Below are 19,236 nucleotides of genomic sequence, written 5' to 3'. Positions count from 1 at the left end.
TGATAATCAGATTATTGTATTGTAAAATCGGCTATTAATACTATATTGTATAGTTAATGTAAAGATTTAGATATTTGAAGTTCTATATGAATATTATTGTAGTTTTGATAAAAAAAGAACTCAACATGTATTAATATTAATGCATTTTAACCTTTTTTTTATTGATTCGATTATATGTAGTGTTTTTTGAGAAAAACCTAATTAGAATCGATTTAATTGTATCTAAATCCATTGATAAGTAAAAATAATTATTATTTAAAAAATTAAAATTTATTAAGTGGAGCTTACTTGGTTTAAAAAAGGAACAATCTATCAAATATACCCTAGGAGTTTTAATGATAGTAATGACGATGGAATTGGAGATTTGAGAGGGATTATTGAAAAATTGGATTATATACATAGTTTACATATTGATATTATATGGTTGAGTCCAATTTTTAGTTCCCCAAATGATGATAACGGGTATGATATCAGCGATTATTGTTCTATTATGCCAGAGTTTGGCACTATGAATGATTTTGAAGAATTATTAAAAGAAACTCATAAAAGAGGGATGAGGCTGATTTTGGATCTGGTTGCTAATCATTGTTCTGATGAACATAAATGGTTTGAAGAAGCTAAAAAATCTAAAGATAATCCATATAGGGATTATTTTCATTGGGAGAGGCCTTTAATTGATGGAGGCCCTCCAAATAATTGGAAATCCTTTTTTGGAGGAAGCGCTTGGGAATTGGATGAAGTTTCAGGAGAATATTATCTGCATCTTTTTACTAAAAAACAACCTGATCTAAATTGGGAAAATCCTAAAGTAAGAGAAGAAATATATGATGCAATGCGTTTTTGGTTAGATAAAGGAGTTGATGGATTTAGGATGGATGTTATTCCTTTGATATCCAAACCTAATGGGTATCCGGATGCACCCGAAGTAGGTTTTAGGAAAATTATTGAAGATGTCTATGCCAATGGTCCTAATGTTCATCGGTATCTTAATGAAATGAATGAAGAAGTTATCAGTAAATATGATGCTTTCTCTTTGGCAGAAGGGGTTGGAATTAATGAAGAGATTGCTGGGCTTTATGTAAATCATGATCGAAAGGAATTAGATATGTTATATCATTTTGATATTCTAGAGTGTACAATAGTGAATGGAAAATTTGAAGAAGTTTCTCCATTCGATCTGGTCCAGATGAAACGTATATTTAAAAAATGGCGAGATGCCATACATGAAACTGGTTGGATTGCTAATGCTATGGGAAACCACGATTTTGCAAGAATGGTATCTAGATTTGGAGATGATAAGAGATATCATAAAGAATCTGCTAAGATGTTAATGACTATGCTGTCCACCCAAAATGGTACCTTGAACATATATCAAGGTGATGAGATTGGAATGACGAATATATCCTTGCTTAATATTGATGAGGTGAGAGATATTCAGTCTTTAAATTTTTTTAAAGAAAATAAAGTAACCCATAAGTATAGTGAGGAACTCGCTCTGGAGATGATTAATAAGGAAGGTCGAGATAACGCAAGAACTCCGGTTCAATGGAGTGATGAAATAAATGGGGGTTTTTCTGGGGAGGAACCCTGGCTAAAAGCTAATCCAAATTATAAAGATATTAATGTAGAGAATCAGGATAAAGATTCCGATTCTATATTGAATTTTTATAGAAGTCTATTAAAAATAAGGAAAAAACACGATGTATTTGTACACGGTGATTTCGAAGAGATAGAATTTAACAACCCCAAGCTTTATATATACAAAAAGAAATTTGGTGAAGATCAAATTATGGTAATGCTTAATTTCAATAGTTCTGAGGAGTCATTTGATGCTGAAATTGGTATAAATGAAGTTGAGATTCTTTCAAATAACTATCAAAACCTAATTATTGAAAATAATAAGATCGTCTTGAAGTCATATCAAGGGGTGATACTGAATTTAAAATAAAATTGAATTATAACAAAGATGAATCAAGTAGAAAGTGAAATTAGTTTTTGTTTGTTAGCGAAGGAGTTTTTCTGATAGGAACTCCTTTATAAAAGGTAACATAGGGGCATCTTAAAATTGTAACTTTTGTTTTCAAATATTTATTTGTAGTTACTAATATGTCGATTGTTCTAGTAAGACTGAGACGTCCCTGTTACTTTTTTTTTGAGAAAAAAATAATTTTTTAACGGTAAAAGTATTAATAATTAACAACTAAATATTTAAATTTAATCAAACTCTAAATTATGAAAAGTATGATACTCAAAAAACTCATGTTTCTTTTTGTATTTATCTCGGGGAATATGATGTTTGCACAAATCACAGTTACAGGGGTGACTTCTGATGCAAACGGTCCCATACCTGGGGTAAATGTGCTAGTAAGAGGTACAACAAATGGGGCAATTTCTGATTTCGATGGAAACTATTCGCTAAACAATGTAGCAGAAGATGCTACTTTAATTTTTAGTTATGTCGGATTCCAAACTAAAGCAATAGAAGTTAAAGGTAAAACAGTAATTAGTGTTACCCTAACAGAAGATGCTGCTCAATTGGAAACAGTAGTAGTAATTGGATATGGAACACAATCTATTAAAGACGCAACAGGAGCTGTTGCAGTGGTTAGTTCTAAAGATTTTAATCAAGGAGCTATTGTTTCTCCAGAACAATTAATTCAGGGTAAAACAGCAGGGGTACAGATTACACAAGCGAGTGGAGAGCCAGGAGCAGGAGTATCACTTAGAATTAGAGGAACAACATCAGTTCGATCTAATAACAATCCATTATTTGTAATAGATGGTGTGCCGTTAGCAGGAGATGATACTTCAGCAGTTGGTAGTGATTTAGGTTTTGGAACGAGTTCAGCTAGAAATCCATTAAATTTCATTAACCCCAATGATATAGAAAGCATGAGTATTCTTAAAGATGCTTCTGCTACTGCAATATACGGATCTAGAGGTGCGAATGGAGTAGTTATTATTACGACTAAAGCAGGTAGAGGAGCGCCTAAAGGAGTTTTTGAGTTTTCTTCAACTTTAAGTGTTGCAAAGGCAAGAAAGAATTTTGATTTATTAAATAGGGAGGAATTTTTACGTGTAAGTGAAGATATCGGAAATACTCCTTCTGACTTGGATTTTGGTGCTAGTACTGATTGGCAGGATGAGATAACCAGACAAGCTGAATCTACAATAAATAGTTTGTCATATTCCCATAATTATACTGGAGGAAATGTAAGAGCTTCTTTTGGGTATGGAAATCAGGTTGGAATAATTAAGAAAAGTTCTTTAGAAAGAATTACAGGAAGAATTAATGCAACTCATCGTTTTTTTAATGATAAATTGAAATTAAATCTACAAGGTACATTATCAAGAGTAAATGATGAAGCTCCACCAATTAGTAATAATGCAGGTTTTCAAGGAGATTTATTAGGAGCAGCTTATAGTGCAAACCCAACCTGGCCTGCAAGCACAGCATTTAATGCAGGGGGGACTTTGATCAATCCTCTTAATTTGCTGGCTACTACACAAAACGAAACTAGTACGAATAGATATTTACTAAATTTTTCTGCTGATTATGAAATTATTAAAGGATTAAATGCTAAGGTTAGTGTTGGATATGATGATTCTGAATCTACTGCAATAGGAGTAATATCACGAAATGTTAGGAATATAACCAATGGAGCAACATCAGGAAATGGTAGAGCAACTGTTAGTGACGTTGATGTACAAAATAGATTGTTAGAGGCTACTTTAAATTACACAACAGAAATTGGTAATTCTAACTTGGAATTATTAGGAGGTTTTTCTTATCAGGATTTTGCCAGAAGTGGCAGAAATGTGCAAGGATTTGGTTTTAGTAGTTCTAATCTAGATGAAATAGGTGAGCAATTAGAAGATGCTGCAGATATAATTGAAAACTCTATAGTAGGATCTTTTCAGCAGTATGGTGTAGCACCAAATGGATCTTTTGTTAATAGATTATTTCCTGATGTAGTTTCTGCAGAGGTATTAAATAATGTTCCTAATGTAGCTCCAACATCAGTTTTTGGAGATACTTTTGATTTTACAGATGAGTTACAATCATTCTTTGTTAGAGGAACTTATACAATAGCAGATAAATATATCCTAACAGCTACTGTTCGTGCAGATGGATCTTCACGTTTTGGACCAAATAATAAATATGGATATTTTCCTTCTGCCGCATTTGCCTGGAAATTGGATCAAGAAGATTTTATAGGAGAATCATTTTCTACACTAAAATTAAGAGTAGGATACGGTATTACAGGAAACCAGGACGGGCTAGGTTTCGGTAACTTTACAATTAGAGAAAGATTTTCTTCTCCAACAATTGCAAATCCAGCAATTTCACCAAGTGGTGATATTACTCCTCCAGGATTAAATAGAGTTTCTTTTCAGGAAGATGATCTAAGGTGGGAAGAAACAACACAAACAAATATAGGGATTGATTTTGGGTTTTTTGGTGATCGATTAACAGGTACTGTTGATGTATATCATAAAAATACAGAAGACTTACTTTTAAACGCTCAAACAGCTCAGCCAAGTCCTCAAGCATTTAGCTTTAGAAACATAGATGCCAATGTAATTAACCAAGGAGTTGAGTTTTCTATTAATTATGCCATTATAGAACAAGAAGATCTTAGTTGGGATTTTGGTTTTAATATTGCTTATAATAAGAATGAAGTTCAGGATTTTAATGGACAAATACCCACAGGGCGATTGAATGGACAAGGACTTACAGGTACTGATGTTCAACTTTTAGCTTCTGATCAACCATTATTTTCTTTTTTCTTAAGGGAGTTTGGTGGATTTGATGCTAATGGACAATCAATTTTTCCAAATGGAGTAGATAATAGAAGTTTTGTTGGAAAAAGTGCTTTACCAGATTATAATGTTGGTATTTCTACTTCTTTTAGCTATAAAAACTTTGACGCTTCCGTCTTTTTTGCTGGTCAGCTTGGGCATTATATATATAATGCTACACAAAATGCACTGTTTACTGCAGGTTCCATAGGGGCTGGACGTAATGTTACTGTGGATGTTATCACAAATGGTGAAGACAGATCTAATGCTCCAGAGCCTTCTACTCAATTCTTAGAAAAAGGAGATTTCTTGCGTTTACAAAATGCTAGTATCGGATATAATTGGCCATTATCAGGAGATGGACTTTTTAAAAGTCTTCGTTTATTTGTAAGTGGTCAGAATTTATTTGTTATTACAGATTATAGTGGATTAGATCCGGAAGTTAGTGTCGATGCATCTGTAAATGGAATTCCTACTGCAGGAATTGATTACACATCATTTCCAAGACCTAGAGTATATAATTTTGGTTTTAATGTAACATTTTAAAAAATAGATTATGAAAGTGAAAGAAAGAAAATTAGGAATCAGATTATTAGGTTTTTTATTAGTTATGCTAATGATTTCCTGTACTGATTTAGAAATTGAACCTACGGATTCAATAATTCCCAATCAGACAGGGGAGTTTGTGGGTGTAGCTGATGTAGAAGGGTCTTTAAATCAAGTAATAGGAGCCTTAAGTGGACAAATTGGAAATCAGGCAGATTTATACGCTTTAAATGAAGTAACTTCAGATGAGTTATTGGTGCCGACAAGAGGAACCGATTGGTCTGATAATGGACAATGGAGAGTATTACATGAACATAATTGGGGAACCCTAAATGCATTTGTATTAAATACTTGGAATAATCTTAATGCTAATGTCTTTAATACTACGGCAATTATAGATCCATTAAGTAACTCTTCACCAGAAGAAGAAGCGCAAGCTAGATTCTTAAGAGCATTTAATATGTTTTGGGTAATGGATATGTTTGGACAAGTTCCTTTTAGAGGCCCAAGTGATGGTTCTGATGTCGATCCTAGCGTTTTTACAAGATCAGAAGCTTTAGATTTTGTAATTAATGATCTAACAGAAGCAATACCTAATTTACCCGTTAATCAGGATATTGACGCCTCAAGATTGGCTTCTAGAGCAGCGGGTAATTATTTATTAGCAAAAGTTCTTTTAAATGCGCATATTTATAATGGTACTGGAGTTGTAAGTACAGAGGATATGACTAGAGTTGTAAATGCTGTAGATGCAATTATAGCCGATGGCTTTGCATTGCAAGCTGGTTATTTTGATATTTTTAAGCCAGATGCGGATACAGAGACTATTATGTTCGTGAGAACAGGTGTTGGTAATAGAATGTGGAATGGATTACACTACAATCAGAACGCACCGGATCAAGCAGGTGGAGGTTGGAACGGTTGGTCTACATTGGCTGAGTTTTATGACCTTTTCGAAGGAGACCCTAATACCAATGTTCCTGGAAGTGGACAAGAAGAGCGAAGAGGATTTGTACCAACAGATGGTTCTAATCTAGGTATTGGTTTTGGATTCTTAGTAGGTCAACAATATGATTCGAATGGAGTTGCTCTTAAAGACAGGCCAGGTAACCCGCTTGTATTTACTAGAGAATTTGCTGGAATTGTAGGGAATGATGAAAATAATGGTATTCGTACTATAAAATATCACCCAGAGAACGGAGCATTTACAGAGCACGAGATTGTATTTAGATATGCAGATGCTCATTTAATGAAAGCGGAAGCAATTTTTAGAGGAGGTACCTCTGGAGAGGATCCTTTAGCTATGATTAATGAACTGAGAACAATTAGAAATGCTACTCCTTTTACAGCATTGACAGAACAAGATATCCTAGATGAAAGAGGAAGAGAATTGTATAAAGAATTCTGGAGACGTAATGATCAAATTCGTTTTGGAAAATTTGATGAAGCTTGGGGTCTTAAGAGTAATACAGAATCTTTTAGAGCTCTGTTTCCAATACCGGCAACGGCTATTATTTCTAATCCTAATTTGATACAAAATCCTGGTTACTAACATATTAAATTGCTAAGATTTGTTAGAACAGAGCCCTTCAATACTTGAAGGGCTCTGTTAATTAATATATTAAAACTTATAATTGACAAAATTCTTTACAAATATTCGTTTAAGTGTACTATTCACAATTATCTTAATCTCCTGTAAAAACAATAAAGAGAATCACTTTTTTGAACTCTTATCAGAAAAAGAGACAGGAATTTCTTTTAACAATAAACTAGAAGATACCCCAGAACTCAATATACTGACATATCTCTATTATTATAATGGAGCAGGAGTTGGTGTAGGAGATTTTAATAATGATGGCTGGGAAGATTTATATTTTGTAGCTAATCAAAATCAAAATAGGTTATACATTAATCAAAAAGATTTTCAATTCAAAGAAGTTACTTCTGATCTTTTAAAAGATAAAGAAGGCTGGTCCACAGGTGTCACTATAGTCGATATCAATAATGATGGATTGTCTGATATATATTTATGTAAAGTTGGAAATTATAGAGACATAAAAGGGAAAAATAAGCTGTTTGTGAATCAAGGGTTAGATGCCGATGGAAATCCCATTTTTAAAGAAGAAGCGTCTAATTATAATCTTGATATATCAAGCTTTTCTACTCAGGCTAGTTTTTTTGATTACGATCTGGATGGAGATCTGGATATGTATCTTTTAAATCATTCTGTACACCCTAATCGTACCTATGGAAGAGGGGCTAAACGAAAACAAATAGATTCTTTGTCTGGAGATCGATTATATCGAAATGACAACAATAAATATATAGATGTTACTAAAGAAACAGGTGTTTTTCAGGGGCCAATAGGGTATGGATTAGGTATTACAACTAGTGATGTTAATAATGATGGATATCCAGATATTTATATTGGGAATGATTTTTTTGAAAATGATTATTTATATATTAATCAAAAAGATGGGACTTTTAAAGAAGTAATTTCTTCAGATTTAAAAAAAATACAGCATACATCTCATTTTTCGATGGGTACTGATATTGCAGATATAAACAATGATGGGTTTTCGGATATTTTATCATTGGATATGTTGCCAGAAGATTTAACAACCTATAAATCTTCCGGAACTGAATATGGGTTCACTATCTATAATCAATATCTTAAAAATGGATATCAACCTCAGTATATGCAAAATGCATTACAATTAAATAGAGGTAATGAGAATTTTAGTGAGATAGCGTTTTTTTCTGGGATAGCAGCAACAGAATGGAGTTGGTCACCTTTAATAGCAGATTATGATAATGACGGTTTTAAAGATGTTTTTATTTCTAACGGAATAAAAGGAGCAACTAACGATATGGATTTTATTAGCTTTATTGCTAATGATAATATCCAAAAACGTATTAATGAAGGAATGACTAAAGAAGATTTGGCTTTGATTAAGGAATTGCCAGATAAAAAAACTGCGAATTATTTCTATCGTAATAAAGGAGATTTAACTTTTGAGGATGTTTCTGATACCTGGTCAGAGAATCCACCATCTTATAGTAATGGTGCAGTTTATACGGATTTAGATAATGATGGAGATTTAGACATTGTAACTAATAATATTAACGAGAAAGCTTTTTTATATAAAAATCAAGTAGATACTTTAGAGCATAATAATTATATCAAAATAAAACTAAAAGGAATAGCTCAAAATTTGGATGCTATAGGAGCTAAAGCAACCATTTTTACCGAATATGGATTGCAGACTTCAGAAGTATATTCAACCAGAGGATATTTATCATCTGTTTCGTCAATATTACATTTCGGACTTGGTAATAGTTCAAGAATAGATTCCATCCGTATTCAATGGCCAGAAGGAGATCAATCGATATATAAAAATCTAAAAGTAAATACTAAAATTACCTTAACTAAGGAAGGTGTAGCTGTTTCGTCAATTAATCCTGAAAAAGCTCCACACATTTTAAAGAATGATTCGTTGCACATAAATTATAAACATCAGGATTATGAAACTAAAGATTTTAGTGTAGAACCTTTAGCACCATATGCAGTTTCTAATGAAGGACCTCATATATCTGTAAAGGATGTAAATAAAGATGGATTAGAAGATGTTTTTGTTCCTGGAGGAAGATTTAGAGCAGGAAGGCTGTTTTTGCAGGAAGTCTCTGGAAAATTTAATAAAATAGAACAGCCGGATCTGGATTTAGAAAAAAAATATGAAGATATTGATCAATGTTTTTTTGATGCTGACTCAGATGGTGATTTAGATCTTATTACAATTTATGGGGGTAATGAAAAATATTCAGGGTATGAGACGAGTCCAACGCTTTTAATTAATGAGAACGGAAAGTTTAAAATAAGTCTAAATGCTTTTCCTAGTATTAAAATGAACGCTTCTGTTGTGATATCTTCGGATATTGATCAAGATGGCTATGAAGATGTTTTTATAGGGAGTAATAGTGTTCCAGGATCATATGGAGAATCACCAAAAAATTATCTTTTTGTTAATAATGGAGATGGTAGTTTTAAGGAGATGACCTCGGAAATAGCTCCAGATTTATATACTATTGGACAAGTATATGATGGTAAATTTATAGATGTTAATAGTGATGGGTATCAGGATTTAATTGTGGCTGGGCATTATATGCCAATTACTATTCTTATGAATGATGGAGAAGGAAGTTTTAACAAAACATCAGTACCTTCTTTAGAAAATACAAATGGTTGGTGGAATTGTATTGTGGTTCAGGATATGGACAAAGATGGAGACATAGATATTATTGCAGGTAATTGGGGACTTAATAGCCGCTTGATAGCTTCGAAAAATGAGCCAATACAGTTGTATCTCAATGATTTTGATGATAATGGTAAAATAGATCCAATTGTGACCTATTTTTATCAAGGAAGAGAAACACCAATCGCAACCAAAGATGAATTAACCAAGCAAATACCACAACTCAATAAGAAATTCTTATCATACAAAGCCTTTTCTGAGGCCAATTTCAAAGATTATTTCTCAGAAGAAAAAATTAGTCAATCAGATAAAAAACAGGTTTTTACGCTTAAAACTACGTATTTCGAGAATAAAGGGAATCTTAATTTTACACCGCACGATTTACCCTGGCAGGCACAAATATCTTCTGTTCATGATATATTGGTTCACGATATAAATGATGATCAATATCCTGATATAATTCTTGGTGGTAATACGTATGAGATCAATACGCAATTAAGTAGATTAGATGCATCGTATGGGGTTGTGTTACTAAATGATAAAAAAGGAAGCTTTGAAAGCTTTGAAAACTCTGGTTTAAGTGTCAATGGGGCTGTAAGATCTATTAAAATGATCAAAATAAAGGATTCAACATATTTTCTATTTGGAATTAATAATGGCAGTATTCAGATGATTAAAAAAATAAAAAAGGAACATGAATAAATTTTTATATAGTATTCTGATATCCCTAATGCTTTTTTCCTGTACAAAAGAGGAAAAACAAAAGCAACTAGTAGAGAAAGAGGATACATTATTTACTAAACTGACTCCAGAAAAGACAAATATTGATTTCATTAACCAAGTTGATAACGAAAAGGACTTCAATATTTTCACCTATAGAAATTTTTATAATGGTGGAGGAGTAGCTATTGGCGACATAAACAATGATGGTTTGCCGGATGTATATTTGACTGCTAATAGAAAAGAAAATAAACTATATCTTAACAAAGGGGATTTTACGTTTGAAGATATTTCAGAATCTTCCAATACAAAAGGTAAAAATTCTTGGTCTACCGGAGTTGTGATGGTAGATATCAATGCAGACGGATTATTGGATATTTACGTTTGCAATGCAGGTAATGTAGAAGGAGATGATCAAAAGAATGAACTCTTTATAAACAATGGCCCTTCGGCAAGTTCAGGAATCATAACTTTTACAGAAAAAGCAGCAGATTATAATCTGGCAGATAGCGGTTTTACAACCCACGCTGCGTTTTTTGATTATGATAAAGATGGAGATCTGGATGTGTATATTCTTAATAATAGTTTTATACCAGTTAGTAGCTTAGGATACGTAAACAAGCGTAATCTTAGAGCAGAAGATTGGAATATTCCTGAGATTTTAAAAGGAGGAGGAGATAAGTTACTTAGAAATGATGATGGTGTGTTTACAGATGTAAGCGAAATTGCTGGAATTTTCGGAAGCCTTATTGGTTTTGGATTAGGAGTCACTATTGGAGATGTTAATAAAGATTTGCTTCCAGATATTTATGTGTCAAATGATTTTTACGAAAGAGATTACCTATATATAAACCAAGGTGATGGAACATTTAAGGAAGAAATTAAGGATTGGGTCAAACATCTTAGTATTTCTTCAATGGGAGCAGATATGGCAGATATTAATAATGATGGATATCCTGAAATTTTTGTAACCGATATGTTACCAGAAAATGATCAACGATTAAAAGAAACCAGTTCTTTCGAAAGCTATGATGTATATCAATTAAAAAAGAATAGAGATTTTTATAATCAGTACATGCAGAATTCACTTCAGCTTAATAATGGAAATAATACCTTTTCAGAAATTGCTTTTTATAGTGGTGTAGCAAAAACAGATTGGAGTTGGGGAGCATTGTTGTTTGATATGGATAATGATGGTTATCGCGACATCTATGTTAGTAATGGAATTTATCACGATCTGACTGATATGGATTTCATGAATTTTTTCGCCAATGATATCATTCAGAAGATGACATTAACCGGTAAAAAAGAAGAAATAGATTCTATTATTAATAAAATGCCTTCTACTCCAATATCTAATTATGCTTTTAAAAATAATGGAGACCTTACTTTTTCTGACCTAACAGATAATTGGGGGTTTGGTGAGCCAACTTTTTCTAATGGATCTGCTTATGGAGATCTAGATAATGATGGAGATTTAGATCTGGTGGTTAATAATTTTAATATGCCAGTCGCTATTTATCAAAATAATAGCGAAGAAAAAGGAAATAATTATTTAAAAATTAAAATAGAAGGAGCTGATAAAAACACCTTTGGGATTGGTAGTGTCATAGAATTATATACTAATGACGAGATTATAAGGCAAGAATTAATACCAACAAGGGGCTTCCAATCTTCTATAGAATATATAATGACTATTGGGTTGGGCAAAACAAAGAAGGTAGATTCATTACAGGTGATTTATCCTAATGGAAAGACAGAAACTATTAAAGATATTGCCCTTAATACAGTAGTTCAATTAGCTCAGAAAAATGCAACGAAAAATTATATACATCCAGAAAAGAAACAAGATATTTTTTTTGAGGAAATTAGCAACACTTTAGAATCTCATAAAGAAGATCCTTATGTTGATTTTGATTACGAAGGATTGATTTACAAAATGCAATCCAGAGAAGGTCCAGCGATTGCAATTGCAGATGTTAATGGAGATGGTAATGATGATGTCTTTGTTGGAGGAGCATATGATCAACCTAGTAAATTGTACTATCAGAACGGAAGAGGACGATTAACGTTATCAAAATTTGAAACTGAAAAGTTTTTTGAAGATACCGTAGCTATTTTTGAAGATATTGATGGAGATAAGGATTTAGATTTGGTAGTAGGGTCTGGGGGAAATTTTAAAGGAGCAAGAACAGGTGTTAGAAGTTATATTAATGATGGGAGAGGATATTTTTCACGAGGAGAAATTATTTTACCTACAATTACTAACATCTCTACATTAGCACCATATGATTACGATCAGGATGGCGACATTGATTTATTTGTTGGGAGTCATAGTATCATAGGAAAATATGGGGTTTCTCCGCAAAGTTATTTTCTAGAGAATGATGGCAAAGGAAATTTTAAAGATGTAACTGCAAATAAAGCTGCAGATGCTCAATCTATTGGAATGATCACTAGTGCTACTTGGCAGGATATGGATGGCGATAGTAAAAAGGATTTAATTCTCGTAGGAGAATGGATGTCTCCAAAAGTGTTCATAAACAACGGCAATACGTTAGATTTAATTAAAACAAATTTAGATGAGGTTTCTGGTTGGTTTAATACAGTAGAAGCAACTGATTTAGATAAAGATGGAGATATAGATTTAGTTTTAGGAAATAGAGGACTAAATTCTATTTATCAATGTGGTAAAGAAACTCCTTCCAAGATGTATATCAACGATTTTGATAATAACGGAACAGTAGAACAAATTGTGACGCAAACTATTGATGGAAAAGACGTTCCTATACATTTAAAAAGTGAAATAACAGCACAAATCAATGTGCTAAAGAAGCAAAACTTAAAGTTTTCTGAGTATGCAACCAAGTCTATTGATGAATTATTTTCGAAAGATGTATTAGCAAATACAACTATTAAAACCGTAAATAATTTCGCCAATTTAGTAGCTTATAATAATGGTGACAATACTTTTCAAATAAGAGAACTTCCAAAAGAAACACAATTATCCTGTATCTGTGATGTTGAAACCGAAGATGTAAATAAGGATGGCCACCTAGACCTTATTGTTGCAGGTAATAATTATAATTTTAAACCTCAATTTTCTAGATTAGATGCTAGTCGAGGAAATATTTTGTTAGGAGATGGAAAAGGAAATTTTAAAGATCAAAAATATTCTGGGTTTTTAGTAGAGGATGAAGTAAGAAACATGCGCTGGATGGAGAATAAATCAGGAGAAAAGTATTTATTAGTATTAATTAATAACGAAATGCCTAAGATTTTTAAGTTGAAATGATTATTCTCAATCAAATGTTACAAACAGACCTGACAGGTTTTAAAAACCTGTCAGGTGTCTGGGCTTTAATAAAAAGATCATTCATCGTTGTTTTACTCGTGTTGAATTCCTGTTCCAAACAAGAAATTCATCAAGGTGAATTATTTGATAAGATTACTTCGGAGATTACAAATATTTCATTCCAAAATACATTAGTTCCTACTGAAGAATTGAATATTCTTGATTATTTGTATTACTACAATGGTGCTGGTGTAGCCGTTGGAGATATCAATAAGGATGATCTAGTTGATGTATTCTTTACATCTAATCAAGGAGAGAATAAACTCTATCTAAACAAAGGAAACTTTCAATTCGAAAATATAACAGATAAAGCAGGAGTAGCAGGAAATTCGGATTGGAATACTGGGACAGTAATGGCAGATGTTAATGGAGACGGATATCTGGATATCTATGTCTGTGCCGTAGTTGGTCTTCAGGGATTAGAAGGGAGAAATGAATTATTCATAAACAATGGAGATAATACATTTACAGAGAAAGCTTCTGAGTATAAATTAGATTTTAAAAATTATACTACATCAGCTGCGTTTTTTGATTATGATAATGATGGTGATTTAGATATGTATTTATTAAATCATGCAATTCATACACAGAATTCTTTTGGAAGAGCTACACTCCGAAATAAAAGAAGTTACGAAAGCGGTGATAAATTACTTCGCAATGATGGAAGTGTATTTACTGATGTCAGTGTAGAAGCAGGAATTTTTGGTGGTGGAAATGGATATGGTCTTGGAATAGCAACAGCGGATTTTAATAATGATGGATATACAGATATTTATGTGAGTAATGATTTTCACGAGGATGATTATTATTATGTCAATAATGGAGATGGTACCTTCAGTGAATCTCTAAAAGAAATTTTTGGACATACGAGCCGTTTCTCCATGGGTAATGATGTTGCAGATATTAATCACGATGGATATGCAGATATAATTACGTTGGATATGACTCCAGGTGATGAAACAGTCTTGAAGACTTCTGCTGGAGATGAAACGGTAGATATGTTGCAAATGCGTATCAATCGATTAGGATACCACTATCAGTATGCCCGCAATATGCTTCAGATCAATCAAGGGGAGTATTTTACTGAAACCGCATTACTAAGCGGTGTATCAGCTACAGATTGGAGTTGGTCTGCATTGTTTGCAGATTATGATCAAGATGGAGAACAAGATGTATTTATATCCAATGGAATTCCTAAGCGCCCTAATGACCTAGACTATATTAAATATATTTCTAATGAAAAAATACAGGAAAAACTAAGCACTAGAAAGTTAGTAAATAATGAAGCTTTAAATATGATGCCCTCCGGCAAAGTGCAGAATTCTGTTTTTAAAGGAGATAAAGAAGTTAGCTTTTTAGATAAGTCTTTTAGCTGGCTTCCATTAGAAAACACGGCTTCTACAGGAAGTGCTTATGCTGATTTTGATAACGATGGAGACTTAGATATAGTAACAAATAATATAAATGCTCCAGCTTCTTTTTATCAAAATAAAACGAATGAAAAAAAGAGGTTTTTAAAACTGAAATTTGATTTTAAAGACAAAAACAAATTTGGAATAGGAACCAAAGTAATCTCATATCATCAAGGAATTGCACAGTACAAGCAGTTATTTACTTCAAAAGGTTTCCAGTCTTCTTCAGAACCTATGATTCATTTTGGATACGATACCATCACAACAATAGATTCGTTAAAAATTATATGGCCAGATAATACTATCCAAGTCGCAGAAAATATTATTACAAATCAAACCTTAACAGTTAAATTATTACACAAAAGAAATGCTGTGAATTATGAAAAGTTATTTCCTAAAAATAAGGGATGGTTTAAAAAAGTAGATTCTATTCTTGGTTTACAGTATGTGCATAAAGAGAATAATTACACAGATTTTAATCGACAAAAATTAATTCCATATAAAATTTCAGATCGAGGACCAGCTACTGCGATAGGAGATTTAAATGGTGATGGGAAAGACGATGTTTTTTTTGGAAGTTCAAAATTTGAAGCATCTAAAATATACATCCAAACCGCCACTGGTTTTAAAGAACAATTATCCGAGATTCTTAATGCCGATAAAAAGAAAGAAGACGTAGCTGCTATTATAGAAGATTTAAATAATGATGGTAAAAAAGACTTACTGGTTGCATCTTCTGGAGGAGAGTTTTTTGGGACATCCAAGGAGTTAGCAGATAGGTTATATATAAACTCAGATGCTGGTTTATCTAAAAGCGATTTCCTAGAATTATACGAACACGAATCTGTAATCAAACCTTTTGATGTAGACGGAGATGGAGATCTAGACCTTTTTGTCGGGGGTTATGCTGTTTCTAATGATTTTGGTAAAATCCCGAATTCTTATATATTGATTAATGATTCGGGAAGGTTTAAAGTAAAAGAAAATACAGACTTACTAAAAGTTGGAATGGTTACCGACGCCATTTGGAGCGATTTTGATAATGATGAGGTAAAAGATTTAATTGTTATCGGAGAGTGGATGTCTCCTCAGTTTTTCAAAAATATAGGAGGGGATTTGATAGATGTAACAGATAAGTTTTTACCAGAAAAGTTAAAAGGCCTTTGGCAATCAATTATTGACTTTGATATCGATAATGATGGAGATGTTGACTATCTAATAGGTAATTTTGGATTAAATTCTAAGCTAACAGCTTCTTCAGATTTCCCTTTAAAAATGTATTATTCTGATTTTGACAATAATAACAAAACCGAAACAATTTTGGCATTGCCTAAAAAAGAGAAATATTATACGGCATTGGGCTTAGATGAATTGTCAAGTCAGTTAAACTATCTAAAGAAAAAGTTTACGACATACAACAGCTTTGCTGGTAAAACTGTAGAAGAAGTTTTTGGACAAGATGCATTAAAAGATGCAGAGTTATTAGAAGTAGATCAATTAGCTTCTGGGTATTTGAAAAACGAAAAAGGAACATTCGTTTTCGTTCCTTTTGAAAATTTACTTCAAGTAGCACCAATCATGGACATGTTAAAATATGATTTTAACAAAGACGGAAAAGAAGAAGTGTTTATGGCGGGGAACTATTTTGGAATGATTCCTTATCACGGTAGATTTGATGGTTTTGCTGGAGCTATTATGAAGGAAGATACTTCTGTGATTGAAGCAAGAGAATTGGGTATTAACTTGAGTCAAAAATCGGTTAGAGGATTAAATATTATTAATTTTGTAAATAAGGATTATTTATTAATCACATTAAACAATGGAAAAGCAGAAATTCATGAAATACTTCAATAAAGTAAGTGAAAGCGCCTTCTTAAGAAGAAGCAAGAATATATTTTTATTCACTTTTTTGCTATTGTTTTTAAATGCTTGCCAAAAAGAAGTCAAAGAGATTGAAATCACTCCTGATGATTACCACCAAGCTGTAGATAAAATTACAGAGGTAATGGTACACGATATTTTTTCACCACCTGTAGCAAGTCGAATATATAATTATGCTAATATCGCTGCATACGAAGTGATGCGACAAGAAGGTAAGGATTATAGAACCTTATCAAATCAATTACATGGTCTAAAATCTATTCCTGCTGTTGATACAACCAAAAATATTAATTATAAGCTTTCTGCGTTAGTTGCGTATTTGGAAGTCGGTAAATCATTACTTTTTTCAGAAGAACGTGTAGAAGTATATCGTGATAGTTTGTATAATACCTGGAAATTACAAAATGAAGTAACTTTTAACGACTCTCAAGCATATGGATTAGAGATGGCAGAACATGTGAAAAAATGGTATGCTTCAGATAATTATGCGCAAACTAGAACAATGCCCAAGTTTTCAGTAAATACGGAAGATCCTTCTAGGTGGCAGCCTACTCCGCCGGATTATATGGATGGGATTGAGCCTCATTGGAAAGAAATAAGACCGTCCATTATAGATTCTTCATCACAATTTAAACCAGCAAGATATCCAGATTTTTCATTAGAAAAAGATACGCCATTCTATAAAGAATTGATAGAGACTTATGAAGTTGGTCAGAAAATTAAGGAAGAAGGAGAAGATTCAGAAAAACTGGAAATTGCACAATTTTGGGATTGTAACCCTTATGTTTCAACACATAAAGGTCATTTAATGTTTGCGACAAAGAAAATTACGCCAGGTGCTCATTGGATAGGTATTTGTAAAATTGCTTGCAAAAAAACTAACGCAGATTTCGCGAAAACCGTTTTTGCTTATACCAAAACTTCTGTTGCGATTGCCGATGCTTTTATAAGTTGCTGGGATGAGAAATACAGAAGTAATTTGATTCGTCCTGAAACATTGATCAATCAACATATTGATGAGAATTGGACTCCAGTTTTACAAACACCTCCTTTTCCTGAATATACTAGTGGACATTCTGTAGTTTCAGGAGCTGCTTCAACAGTGTTGACTGATATCTTCGGCGATGATTTTGCTTTTGATGATGATACGGAACTACAATACGGCTTACCTATTCGTTCTTTTGAATCCTTTAATAAGGCAGCTGATGAAGCTGCGGTAAGCAGACTTTATGGCGGAATTCATTATAGAGCGGCAATAGATTTAGGGTTAGATCAAGGTCGAGAATTAGGTAAGTTCGTAGTTCAGAATCTAAAAATGAATGCTTCAAAGTCTAAAGTGGTGACTAATTAGTAGTATGAAAAAAGCAGGAATTATAATGCTCACTATATTCTTAGGAGCGGTTATTTGGTATTTATTTATTAAGCAGTATGATTATCAAGTTTCTTTTAAAGCGAAAGGTTCGCCGGGAGGCATTTACCATCAAATATTGAGTTGGGAATCATGGGGAGGTGATCCACAAATAAAGAATATTAATACAGTTGATACAATTCTATTTAAGCAAGTTACGCAGCGAGTTATCTTAAAAGATACAATTCTTAATTTGGAATGGAATTTAGAAAGTGTTAATGATTCAATAACCCAAATTAAAGTAGGAATAAAATCAAAAGAACATTCAATTGTTAATAGATTAGGAATACTCACTGGAGAAACTAATTTTAGCAAATCACTAAAAAAAGAATTAAAAGATTTTGGGAAAGGAGTAAATAACTTTGCTAAAAATTTTAGAGTAGAAATTGAAGGAGTGTCTGCAATACCATCATTAGAATACCTTTATATCTCGTCAGAATCCAGTCGATCAGAAAAAGCAGGTACTATGCTAAGGGTCAATGCTGATTTGTATCCTAAAATATTAGAAAATAAGGTAGAACAGAATGGCTATCCCTTTGTAAAAATAAAAGAATGGGATTCTGTTACAGATGTTATCAAATTTAGTTTTGGATTTCCTATAATATATATGGATTCTCTACCAGTAAATTCTATAATAAAATATGATAAATTAATTCCTGAAAAGGCTCTTAAAGCTACATTTTATGGTAATTATAGGAACAGTGATCAGGCATGGTTTGCATTGGTAAATTATGCAAAAAGGAGAGATATTTTAATTAAAAAAACACCTTTAGAGATATTCTATAATAACCCAATGCAAGATGGAAACTCCTCTAAGTGGAAAGCAGAAATTTTCTTGCCTATTCGGTAATTAGTGCT

General features: G+C 32.5%; 8 protein-coding genes. All 8 read left to right on the top strand.

The window, feature by feature from the left end:
- The first annotated feature begins 277 nt into the window (after nucleotides 1–277).
- The 8 genes from Q0921_RS21005 to Q0921_RS20970 all read left to right on the top strand — a co-directional run bounded on the left by Q0921_RS21005 (nucleotide 278) and on the right by Q0921_RS20970 (nucleotide 19,228).
- Nucleotides 278–1,948, top strand: a complete 1,671-nt coding sequence (locus Q0921_RS21005) for an alpha-glucosidase (RefSeq protein WP_299260409.1) — start codon at nucleotides 278–280, stop codon at nucleotides 1,946–1,948.
- Nucleotides 1,949–2,232: 284 nt separating this feature from the next.
- Nucleotides 2,233–5,349: a SusC/RagA family TonB-linked outer membrane protein gene (locus Q0921_RS21000; RefSeq protein WP_299260407.1), complete on the top strand. Its 3,117-nt coding sequence runs from the start codon at nucleotides 2,233–2,235 to the stop codon at nucleotides 5,347–5,349.
- Nucleotides 5,350–5,359: 10 nt separating this feature from the next.
- Nucleotides 5,360–6,901, top strand: coding sequence for a RagB/SusD family nutrient uptake outer membrane protein (locus Q0921_RS20995; protein ID WP_299260405.1), 1,542 nt, complete (start codon nucleotides 5,360–5,362; stop codon nucleotides 6,899–6,901).
- An 82-nt stretch (nucleotides 6,902–6,983) separates the two neighbouring features.
- Nucleotides 6,984–10,304, top strand: a complete 3,321-nt coding sequence (locus tag Q0921_RS20990; protein ID WP_299260403.1) for a VCBS repeat-containing protein — start codon at nucleotides 6,984–6,986, stop codon at nucleotides 10,302–10,304.
- Nucleotides 10,297–13,617 (top strand): VCBS repeat-containing protein, encoded by a 3,321-nt coding sequence (locus Q0921_RS20985; protein WP_299260401.1) that lies wholly within the window; start codon nucleotides 10,297–10,299, stop codon nucleotides 13,615–13,617. Before Q0921_RS20990 ends, Q0921_RS20985 begins: the two co-directional genes overlap by 8 nt.
- A 14-nt stretch (nucleotides 13,618–13,631) precedes the next feature.
- Entirely contained in the window at nucleotides 13,632–16,943 is a 3,312-nt protein-coding gene (locus tag Q0921_RS20980; protein ID WP_299260399.1) for a VCBS repeat-containing protein, read from the top strand.
- Complete coding sequence (locus Q0921_RS20975) at nucleotides 16,909–18,321, top strand: vanadium-dependent haloperoxidase (protein WP_299260397.1); 1,413 nt, start codon at nucleotides 16,909–16,911, stop codon at nucleotides 18,319–18,321. The genes Q0921_RS20980 and Q0921_RS20975 overlap by 35 nt, the downstream gene beginning before the upstream one ends.
- A 4-nt stretch (nucleotides 18,322–18,325) precedes the next feature.
- A complete protein-coding gene (locus Q0921_RS20970) occupies nucleotides 18,326–19,228 on the top strand; it encodes a hypothetical protein (RefSeq protein ID WP_299260395.1) in 903 nt (300 codons plus the stop codon).
- Nucleotides 19,229–19,236 lie beyond the last annotated feature (8 nt).

The organism is uncultured Aquimarina sp. (assembly GCF_947496855.1).
Classification (GTDB): Bacteria; Bacteroidota; Bacteroidia; order Flavobacteriales; family Flavobacteriaceae; genus Aquimarina.
Note: the sequence above shows the minus strand (reverse complement) of the source record. Positions and strands in the feature narration are given on the sequence as shown.